Genomic DNA, 9,416 nt, shown 5'->3' on the forward strand with positions numbered 1-9,416 from the left:
CGCCTTCTCGGCGGCGATGTCGCCGAGCCGCGTGCCGAGCAGCTCGACGTGCTCTCGCTCAATGCCGGTGACGACGGTCAGCACGCCGTCGACCGCGTTCACGGCATCCAGCCGCCCGCCGAGGCCGATCTCCAGCAGCGCCGGGCTGGCTCGCTCCCGCGCGAAGTGCTCGATCCCGGCGAGCGTCAGCCACTCGAAGTGCGTCAGCCGTGCCCGCGGGCCCAGGCGCCGGCGCAGCTCGCCGATCTCGCGGCCGAAGGCGCGCGGGCCGATCTCCCTGCCGCCGACGCGGATGCGCTCGCGCAGGTGCACGAGATGCGGCGAGGTGTAGAGCCCCGCCCGGTGGCCCGCCGCGAGCAGGATCGCCTCGAGGAACGCCGCCGTGGATCCCTTGCCCTTCGACCCGGCGATCACGACCGACGGGAAGGCGCGCTCGGGGTGGCCGAGGCGGGCGAGCGAGCGGCGCATCGGCCCGAGGCCGAACTTCCAGCCGAACCGGCGCTGCCGGCCGAGGAACTCCTCCGCATCCGCGAATCGCACGGCGCGATTGTACGTCAGCTATACTGCCGTCTGCCATGGGCGGGACGAGGCGCGCGCGATCGCTCGGGGCCCTGCTGCTTGCCGCCGCGGCGCTCGCGGCGCCGGCGCAGGCGCAGGCGCCGCCCGCGGAGGCGCCGTCGCCGGGTGCGGAGGCACCCGCCGGCGGGACCGCGGAAGCGCGGCTCCAGGAGCTGTGGGCGCGCGGGGAGCGCGCCTTCGCGTCCGGCGATCTCGCGGGGGCCGAGCGCATCTTCCGCGAGGCCCTCGCGCTGGACGAGCGGCGGGCCCGCAGCTGGAACTACCTCGGCGGCATCTTTTTCACGCAGGGCGACCTGACCCGCGCGCTCGAGCACTTCGGCAAGGCGCACGAGCTGGACCCGCGCGACGTGCGCGCCTGCAACAACCTCGGCACGGTCTACGAGCGGCTCGGCGATGCGGCGCGCGCCGAGGAGCTCTATCAGCTGGCCGTGCTCATCGACCCCGCCTACCCGGACCCGCTGCGCAACCTCGGGGTGCTCTACCGCCGGGCCGGCCGCATGGAAGACGCCCGCCGCGCCTGGGAACGGTACCTGGCGCTCGTGCCCGAGGGCCCGGGCGCCGACGCGGTCCGCCGCGAGATCGCCGCCCTGCCGCCGCCTCCGGCCGCACCGCCCCCCGTCATACCCCCGGCGCCTCCGGCAACGTCCGCCCCGGCGCAGGCGCCGCCCGCGCCCTGAGCAACCAATCGCGCGTGGCACCTCTTTGTGCACGTGCGCGGGCGGGGACGGGGCGGCGCCGATCGGCCGCTGAGCTGCGCGCTCGACCGCAGCCTGTCCGGCCCTCCACTCGAAACCTGTAACTCGCCCCTCCGGGGCTCAAACAACAGGTTTCGCCCTTCGGGACGCTCCGGTCCGGCCGCTGCGGTTCCCTCGCGCTCCGCAATGCGGCCGCCCGGCGCCGCCCGTCCCCGCCCACGGAAGGACGAACTGCGCGACATTCTTGACAGCGTGAGGACCCGTGACCAGACTTTGGGTATGAAGGCCGTGGGTATAGCGGAACTCAGGGCGAAGCTGAGTCAACACATCCGCGAGGTTCGCAAAGGCCTGACGGTCACTGTCATGCACCGCGGGCAGCCACCGGCCCGCATCGTCCCGATCGATGCGGCTCGGAGCCCACTCCATGTCCGGCGGGCCACCCGCGCGCTCAGTGAGGTCAAGTTTAGGCTCATTAGACATGGAATGAAATTGCGGTCATGATCGACTTACCAGGGTTCAGGGAAATCGGAATTGTTGGCAAAGAGTGTCCATGCTGCGGCGTCGAGTTCTCGAAGCGCCCAGGGAAGCAGCGAGAATGTCCATCCTGTCATAATGTTGTTTACGTTAGATTGAGGCCCCTCGATCGGCAGAAGGTACTGGTCACCGAGGCGCAGACGGACGAAATCAGTTCAGAACGGCGCCTGGCCGATGCGATTCGTTGGCGGAACGCTTTGCTACAGAGCGCCGAGAAGAACGATATCCCAGGTTGCGTCTATTGGCTGAAGTTGTTGGCGAACACAGTCGGGTCAATCGGAATGACCAAGGAGTCAGTCCGCTTGTCAATTGCTGCATTTATCCTAGAGGGTGACGCAGGCTTGACGGAATGCTGCGCCTCAATCCATTTCGACCAGAAGCATCGTGGATATCACAGTTCTGAACTCTCTGAAGACTACAACGCCGCAAAGGACATGCTTCGGCGGCACCTCAATATCGAGGCAAATTGGGAGCATCGGGAGAACATACTGTCAACTGCGTACCTCGAGTTCATCTACAAGATCAGCAAGGCGTCAGAGCCAAGGCCGAAGGCGCCAGCGCTGCCTTGCAGATCAATCAAGGGGGTGCTTCGTGAGTACTCGGTATATGCCGAGGACTCAGTACCCGATGAGGTGTGTGCAGGAATCGTTCACGTCTTGGAGGAAGAAGGGAAGCTGCCTTTTCGAAACGTCGCTCAACCCGGGACAGGCGGGGCACTGCTGTCAATCGGCTTCGGATCCTGGCAGGTTAGCACCGATCAGATGAGGTACGAAGTCACTTCATGGGAGAACATGCTCCGAATTGAGGAAGTTGGAGAGCCCAAGACACTGTAACGCTGGGCAACATCGATGGGCGGTCAGAAGGCACGCATTCACGGTACCGACACAGAAAACCTCATTTCCAATCTCCGTGGCGAAGTAGGGGAGATCATTACGTCCTGGGTACTGTGCAAGGACATAACGCGCCTCGTCACCCAGAAGTCTGGAGACATGCAACAGGACTTGATGAATCCGGGGCTCATACGCCTCTTTATCCTAGGTGACCGGCTTACGGATGACATGATTGCACGGCTATCAGAACTTTCTGAACCCAAGGTGGGTAGGCTTACATTCCACTTTGCGTCAGTGAAGCTGAATGCCCTCCAAGCAGATGTGAGGCGCTTTGCCACATTCATTCAGAGGCACCGGTTTGACGAGAAGAGAAACAAGGACATTAGCCACAAGGAATGTCCCGAAACGTGGTCTGACCACAAGTACCTACACATTCCACCCCGAATAATCCTGAAAGCCATCGCACGCGCCGTCCGCCTAATGAAGAAGTTCGATGTCCTTCACCTAGGTCCCGGCGCAAAGTACCTGTGGGTTGAGTCACGAAAGAAGCGATACGAGCCTATGTCTCCTCCCAAAATTGGCTACCTCTTGCTGCCTCACATCAGGCTGTCCAATGAAGACCGCCTTCGCGTGTTGAAGGAGGAACTGGATGCGGGGCTTGAGGGATGGGACGACATGCCCACTCAGTTCAACGGCAAACCTGCCATGGTGAAGGCAAACAAGAAGTGGGGCATCGTCCATCTGGGCACACGAGTTCTCGTGATGGAACAGTACCCGCTCAGCAAGATCGTAAGTCTTTCCACGGAGGAGCCTGGGGAAGAGGAAGGCAAGGATGATCGGTCTGGGACATAGGTAACATAACGGTCTGTCGACGCAGGTTACACCCGACTGGACCGTCCTTTCGCCCATTACCTCGCGGTGACCCGCCCCCCTCGACGGGGGCTCGTCCGCGGGCGGGGACGCGGCGGCGCCGGGCGGCCGCATTGCGGAGCGCGAGGGAACCTGGGCGGCCGGGCCGGAGCGGCCCCGTCAGGGGCGAAACCTGTTGTCTGAGCCCCGCAGGGGCGAGTTACAGGTTTCGAGCGCAGGACCGGACACGCCCAGGTCGAGCGCGCAGCTCAGCGGCCGACCGGCGCCGCCGCGTCCCCGCCCGCGTACGGACACAGGCACCAACAGCCGACATCGACACGGTCACGCCGAGCCCATGCACGCGCAAGGGCCCCCGCCCGCGCATCGGCCTGCCCCCCGGCCCCGGAAACGGCACCGCCCCGCCACCGGCTTTCCGGCGGCGGGGCGGCCCCGCGAACGCTCCCGCGCTTCGGTTACGTCGACTTCGTGATCGCCTTCCACCCGTACTTCACGACGGCGTACGTCCCGATGAACGGCACCGCCAGGAAGTAGGCCAGCCCGATGAACGGCGCGGCGAAGAACAACCCGATGTTCTTGGCCACGCTCTCGCGCTTCGCCGGCTCCGTCGCCGCCGCCGGCGCGGCCGCCACCTCGGGGACGGTCGCGGCTGCGACCGCCGGGGCCGTAGCGGCGGCCGGCGCCATCAGCGCCAGCGCCGAGCGCCGGATCGCCTCCTGCATCTCCTCGCGCTCGTGCAGCGCCCGCGCCGCGTTGTCGATGATCATCTCCGGCGTCAGCGGTTTGCGCAGGAAGCCCGAGACGCCCAGCTCCTTCGCCTTGCGCTCGCTGGCCTCCGTCCCGAAGCCGGTGATGATCACCACCGGGACGTCCGGGTGGGCCTTCTTCACCCGCGAGGTCACCTCCAGCCCGTCCATGCCCGGCATCTTGATGTCCGTGAACACCACGTCGTAGTCCTGGTGCTCGAGCTCCGCGAGCGCCTCCGAGCCGCTGAGCGTCTCGCGCACCTGGTAGCCCTCCCCGCTGAGCACCCGGTTGATGCTCCGGTTCACCACCGCGTCGTCGTCCACCACGAGGACCTTCCTCGACCGCATCATGACCGATCTCCCCCTTTCACCGCTGCGCCGTGAGCCGCACGTCCCGCCATCGCTAGGCCGCGCCCGATGCCGGCGCGCCGTTGGGTTCGCGCTGGAGCGCCCAGCGCTTCTGCATCCAGGCCCCGGTGGTCGCCCGGAGGACCGTGTCGGGCACCACCGGCTTCGCGATGTAGTCATACGCGCCGAGCTTCACCGCCTCCTTCGCGGTCTCGATGCTCGGGTAGCCGGTCACCACGACGACCTCGCTCTCGGGCCACCGCTCCTTGATCGCCCGCAGCACCTCCAGGCCGTCCATGCCCGGCATCCGCAGGTCGAGCAGCACCACGTCGAACTTGTCGCCGGCCATCAGGTCCAGCGCCTCGGCCCCGTTGCCGGCGGCGATCACGCGGAAGCCGTCGGTCGAGAGCACCCTCCGGTAGCCGAGGCGGACCACTTCCTCGTCGTCCACGACCAGCACCCGGATCCTGTCTTCCATGACCCTCACCCCTTCGCGTGGTGGCCGACTTCCTCTTCCTCGAAGCCGGTGAACATCGCCTTGAAGTGCGCGAGCGGCGTGTGCCCCAGCGTGGCGAGGTAGACGTGGACCGGCACGAACGCCGCGAAGAAGATGAAGAGCAGCATGTGCACGGTCGCCACCACCCGCACGCCGCCGAGCAGGTCCACCGCACCCCCGAAGCGCTGGACGTCCCAGAGCAGCAGGCCGGTCGCGAACTGGATCGGCACGAAGATCAGCATGATGAAGTCGTACGCCAGCTTCTGCATCGGGTTGAACTTCGTGTAGGCCGAGGCATGGTGCGGGTTGGCGCTGCCCTTGAAGATCCCGTAGCCGTAGAAGATCGCCTGGCGCACCGTGGAGGTGAAGAACTTCACCGGGTTGAGCTCCATCTGGTAGTTCTTGATCTTGTCCGAGGTCAGGTAGAAGACCAGCCAGAGGAAGTAGCTGGCGATGAGCACGAACCCCGTGTAGTTGTGGATGCGGACCGAGGTCTCGAACGTGGCGAGGCCGATCAGGTCGCGGTAGCGGATCTGCAGGCCCGTGAGGATGAGCAGCACGAAGCCGATGGCGTTCGTCCAGTGCCAGATCCGCACGGGGACCGGATGGATGTAGATCCTGTTGTCCGTGGACATGGTGTCTCACCCTTCCTTTCGCGAGCGCGCCGTCCAGAGGCGGGCGGTCAGGTGGGCTGCGATGACCCCGAAGCCGCCGGCGAGCGCCAGCACCAGGAGCCAGTCGAGCACGATCGAGCGGGTGCCGCCCAGGGCGTAAAAGTCGGGCACCGCGATGACCGCGCCCGCCTCGGTGAGCATCTTCTGCGTGCCCTTGAAGTCCTTGGGGCGGCCGTCGTCGCGGGCGAGGCTCAGGGCCACGCTGTCGAAGGCCTTCGACCCGGCCTCGTGGCAGCTCTCGCAGCTGCGCACGGCGCCGGACTTGGCGGCGAGGCGGTGCGCCGCCGCGCCGCGGGCGACCTCGAGCCGGCCGACCACCTCGAGCTTCGCGGCGGACGCCGTGCGCTTGGACTCGAGCAGGTTCACGGCGTTCCAGAGCCCGAGCCCGTCGATGCCGCTGCCGTTGCCGAGGACCTTGTCGGCGTCGGGGCCCAGCGCCTCCCGGACCTCGCGCTCGGTCAGCGTGCGGCCGGTGCCCTTCTCGGTCAGGCGCAGCGCCACGACCCGCTGCGCGGTCGGCGCGTGGCAGGCGGCGCAGGAGACGGACTCCAGGTGCAGCGCGGCGTTCGGGAGCCAGGCGTCGTGGGTCTTGGCGGCGGCGGGATGGCACCCGATGCAGGCGGCCTTCACCAACGCCGGGTTCGCGGTGCCGCGCACGTCGTGGGCGCGGTGGCAGTCCGAGCAGAGCGGGGCGTCCAGGTGGCTCTCCGTAGCGCGCGCGGTGCCGTGCATGCTCCCGGCATAGGCTGTGAAGATGTCACCGTGGCAGGCGCGGCACGGCGAGCCGGTGAGCGTCGCGTACCGCTCCTTCGGCGCGACCTCGTGGGCGCTGTGGCAGTCCGTGCACCCGGGGGCGCCGGGGACGCCCGAGCGCAGCAGCGTGTAGTGGATGCTCCCCTCGATCTGGCGCAGCTTCTCGCTGTGGCAGGTGGCGCAGGCCCTGGTCGAGGCGACCGCGTGGGTCTGCCCGGCGCTCGGGTGCGCGCCGCCCTTGAAGTCCGCGTGGCAGTCGACGCAGGCGTGGTCCGGGTGGACCGAGGCCTTGAGCTTCGCCACGTCCACGCGGATCGAGTAGGTCCCGCCGCCCGGCCGCTGGGCCACGATGGAGCGCGAGTGGCAGCGCAGGCAGTAGTCGTTGCCGGCGGTCGGCCCGCTGAGCGTCGCGGCGCGCGCGATCTGGTGGGAGCCGTGGCACTCGCCGCAGGTGACCTTCGGGTTGTCCGTGACGACGCCCGCGTGCTGGGCCTTGGCCTTGAGCTTGGCCGCGGGGTGGCAGCCGAGGCAGGCCTTCGAGGCGCCGGCGCGGTACTGCTCGATGCTCGCAACCGGCTTGCCCTCGGGGTGGGAGTCGAGGTTGATGCCGGGGTGGCACCCCTGGCACTCGACGCCCTTGTGCACCGAGGCGCCCAGCTCCTTGGCCGTGACGGCCAGGGCGAGCGTCTCTCCCGCCTGGGTCTTGAGCGTGAGCGACTCGTCGTCGTGGCAGTCCAGGCACGGGCTCCAGTCCGGCGCCTTGGCGGCGAAGGCCGTCGTGGCGACGAGCAGCAGGCCCGCGGCGAGCACCGAGATCACGCGAGTTCTCATGGGCGTGGGCTCCTTCTGCCGTGTGCCGTCCACGTTCACTGCTTCCCGACGATCGCGCGCCAGCCGTAGCGGCCCATCATCCAGACCGCGATGAACGGGAACGCGAGGATGTAGGCCAGGCCGATGAACGGCGCCGCGAAGAACAGGCCGACGTTGCGGGCGACGCTCTCGGTCTTGACCGGCGCGACGGGCGCCTCGGCGGCGGGCGCCTGCTGCGGGGCCGCCACGCGCTCGCTGACGCGGGCGGCGACCTCCCCGATCACGTCCGGGGTCAGCGGCTTGTGGAGGAACTCGGCCACGCCGATGGCCTTGGCCTTCTCCTCGTCCTCCTGGCTCCCGTAGCCGGTGACGACCACGATGGGCAGCCAGGGGTTCATCTCCTTGATCCGCTTGGCCACTTCGAGGCCATCCGGGCCGGGCATCTTCAGGTCCATGAACACCATGTCGAAGTCCGCGCCCGCGTACTTGTCGAAGGCCTCCCGCCCGCTCAGCGCGGTGTCGACCTTGTAGCCCTTCTCCGTGAGGACGCGTTCGAAGCTCCTCCCGACGACCTGGTCGTCATCGACCACCAGCACCCTCTTTTCCATCTCCTCCACCTCCCTCTCGGTTGTCCGACCTTCGGTTCTTGTCGGTGGTTCTCACCCCGGGGATACAGCATCGAACGTGCCAAGACAGAGCTGGCAGCGACCTAAACAGATATTGTTCTGTTATTACGATCGGTTATGATTACTACCACGCGTTACTGTAATGATTATTCCGGACCTGCAAGCCGCCGGTAAGTACATTTCGCCTATACATAGCGATCGCCTACGCAAACAAGTAATTGCTGTAATAACCATCTCTTACAGTTCTAGATCCTTGTATATCTTCCCTGTACGCGCGGCCCTTTGTGTACGGCTTTTCTGACTCAGGAACGCCGGCGATTCGGACGTCACGAAAAAAATCCCGGCTGCCGGACCTCGGATGCCCCAACTCCTCCCCAACTCTTTTGGCTTGACAACCGGCCCAATCCGAAGATAATCAGGACTCTTTCAGGACCGAACGTGCGAAGAGGAGGCTTGCGATGTACACGATCCTTGAGACCGGCGGCAAGCAGTACCGTGTCGGCGTCGGCGACACCATCGACGTCGAGCTGCTCGGCGCGAAGAAGGGTGCGACGGTCGCCTTCGACCGGGTGCTGATGCTCGTCGGGGACGACCAGACCCTCGTCGGCCGCCCCACCCTCCCCCAGGTGAAGGTCACCGGCGAGGTGCTCAGCGACGACGAGGAGGACCCGGCGAAGGGCCCGAAGGTCACCGTCTTCAAGTTCAAGCGCCGCAAGAACATGCGCCGCAAGACCGGCCACCGCCAGCAGTACACCCGCGTGAAGATCAGCGGGATCACCGTCGCGTAAGGAGATCGGACGATGGCTCACAAGAAAGGTCAAGGCAGCTCGCGCAACGGCCGCGACAGCGCCGGGCAGCGCCTCGGCGTCAAGCGCTTCGGCGGCCAGACGGTCACCGCGGGGAGCATCCTCGTGCGCCAGCACGGCACCAACTACCACCCGGGCCCGAACGTCGCCATGGGGCGGGACTGCACGCTCTTCGCGAAGGTCGCCGGGAAGGTGGTCTTCCGCGTCATCGCCAACGGGCGCAAGCTCATCGGCATCGAGGCGGTCTGACGCCGCTGCCGGCCGGTAGCCGGCGCGGCGATCGAGAGCGAGGCGTGTCCAGCCGGGCACGCCTCGTTTGCTTTTTGGGGAAACGCAGATGTTCGTTGACGAAGTCGCGATAACCGTCCAGGGGGGGCACGGCGGCCGCGGCTGCCTGAGCTTCCGGCGGGAGAAGTACATCCCGATGGGGGGACCCGACGGCGGCAACGGCGGCAAGGGCGCGGACGTCGTCGTCGAGGCCAACCCGCACATCAAGACGCTCGTCGACTTCCGTTTCCGCCCGATCCACCGCGCCCGCCACGGCGAGCACGGCCGCGGCAAGAACCAGTCCGGCGCCGCGGAGAAGGACATCGTGCTCCCGGTGCCGCAGGGCACGCTGGTGCGCAACAAGGCCACCGGCGAGATCGTCGCC

At 67.0% G+C, this 9,416-nt stretch carries 13 protein-coding genes; 7 read left to right on the forward strand and 6 right to left on the reverse strand.

Annotated elements, in window-relative coordinates:
* Positions 1 to 540: bifunctional folylpolyglutamate synthase/dihydrofolate synthase (locus tag VI078_04635; protein ID HEY5998573.1), on the reverse strand; the 540-nt coding region annotated here is incomplete at its 3' end.
* 35 nt (positions 541 to 575) lie between these two features.
* Here VI078_04635 and VI078_04640 point away from each other — a divergent pair.
* The 4 genes from VI078_04640 to VI078_04655 all read left to right on the forward strand — a co-directional run bounded on the left by VI078_04640 (position 576) and on the right by VI078_04655 (position 3,490).
* Positions 576 to 1,256, forward strand: a complete 681-nt coding sequence (locus tag VI078_04640; protein HEY5998574.1) for a tetratricopeptide repeat protein — start codon at positions 576 to 578, stop codon at positions 1,254 to 1,256.
* 297 nt (positions 1,257 to 1,553) lie between these two features.
* Complete coding sequence (locus VI078_04645; GenBank protein ID HEY5998575.1) at positions 1,554 to 1,775, forward strand: type II toxin-antitoxin system prevent-host-death family antitoxin; 222 nt, start codon at positions 1,554 to 1,556, stop codon at positions 1,773 to 1,775.
* Positions 1,772 to 2,641, forward strand: coding sequence for a hypothetical protein (locus tag VI078_04650; protein HEY5998576.1), 870 nt, complete (start codon positions 1,772 to 1,774; stop codon positions 2,639 to 2,641). The genes VI078_04645 and VI078_04650 overlap by 4 nt, the downstream gene beginning before the upstream one ends.
* 15 nt (positions 2,642 to 2,656) lie before the next feature.
* The gene (locus tag VI078_04655; protein ID HEY5998577.1) at positions 2,657 to 3,490 is read left to right on the forward strand and encodes a hypothetical protein; all 834 of its coding nucleotides are present in this window, start codon (positions 2,657 to 2,659) and stop codon (positions 3,488 to 3,490) included.
* Positions 3,491 to 3,960: 470 nt separating this feature from the next.
* Here the strand turns inward: VI078_04655 and VI078_04660 are convergent, their stop codons facing one another.
* From VI078_04660 to VI078_04680, 5 genes are read right to left on the reverse strand one after another with little or no spacing between them, the layout of a single operon-like run.
* Positions 3,961 to 4,602 (reverse strand): response regulator, encoded by a 642-nt coding sequence (locus VI078_04660; protein ID HEY5998578.1) that lies wholly within the window; start codon positions 4,600 to 4,602, stop codon positions 3,961 to 3,963.
* Between the two features lie 52 nt (positions 4,603 to 4,654).
* Complete coding sequence (locus tag VI078_04665; protein ID HEY5998579.1) at positions 4,655 to 5,077, reverse strand: response regulator; 423 nt, start codon at positions 5,075 to 5,077, stop codon at positions 4,655 to 4,657.
* Between the two features lie 5 nt (positions 5,078 to 5,082).
* Entirely contained in the window at positions 5,083 to 5,730 is a 648-nt protein-coding gene (locus VI078_04670) for a cytochrome b/b6 domain-containing protein (GenBank protein HEY5998580.1), read from the reverse strand.
* Positions 5,731 to 5,736: 6 nt separating this feature from the next.
* Positions 5,737 to 7,353, reverse strand: a complete 1,617-nt coding sequence (locus tag VI078_04675; protein ID HEY5998581.1) for a cytochrome c3 family protein — start codon at positions 7,351 to 7,353, stop codon at positions 5,737 to 5,739.
* 35 nt (positions 7,354 to 7,388) lie between these two features.
* A complete protein-coding gene (locus tag VI078_04680; GenBank protein ID HEY5998582.1) occupies positions 7,389 to 7,940 on the reverse strand; it encodes a response regulator in 552 nt (183 codons plus the stop codon).
* A gap of 476 nt (positions 7,941 to 8,416) precedes the next feature.
* Between VI078_04680 and rplU the strand changes: the two genes are divergently transcribed.
* The 3 genes from rplU to obgE form a co-directional block, all read left to right on the forward strand.
* Positions 8,417 to 8,746: a 50S ribosomal protein L21 gene (gene rplU, locus VI078_04685; protein HEY5998583.1), complete on the forward strand. Its 330-nt coding sequence runs from the start codon at positions 8,417 to 8,419 to the stop codon at positions 8,744 to 8,746.
* Positions 8,747 to 8,758: 12 nt separating this feature from the next.
* Complete coding sequence (gene rpmA, locus VI078_04690; protein ID HEY5998584.1) at positions 8,759 to 9,013, forward strand: 50S ribosomal protein L27; 255 nt, start codon at positions 8,759 to 8,761, stop codon at positions 9,011 to 9,013.
* A gap of 88 nt (positions 9,014 to 9,101) precedes the next feature.
* A partial coding sequence (gene obgE / locus VI078_04695; GenBank protein ID HEY5998585.1) for a GTPase ObgE occupies positions 9,102 to 9,416 on the forward strand: 315 nt, incomplete at its 3' end.

Source organism: bacterium, assembly GCA_036524115.1.
In the GTDB taxonomy this organism is placed as follows: Bacteria; JAUVQV01; JAUVQV01; order JAUVQV01; family DATDCY01; genus DATDCY01.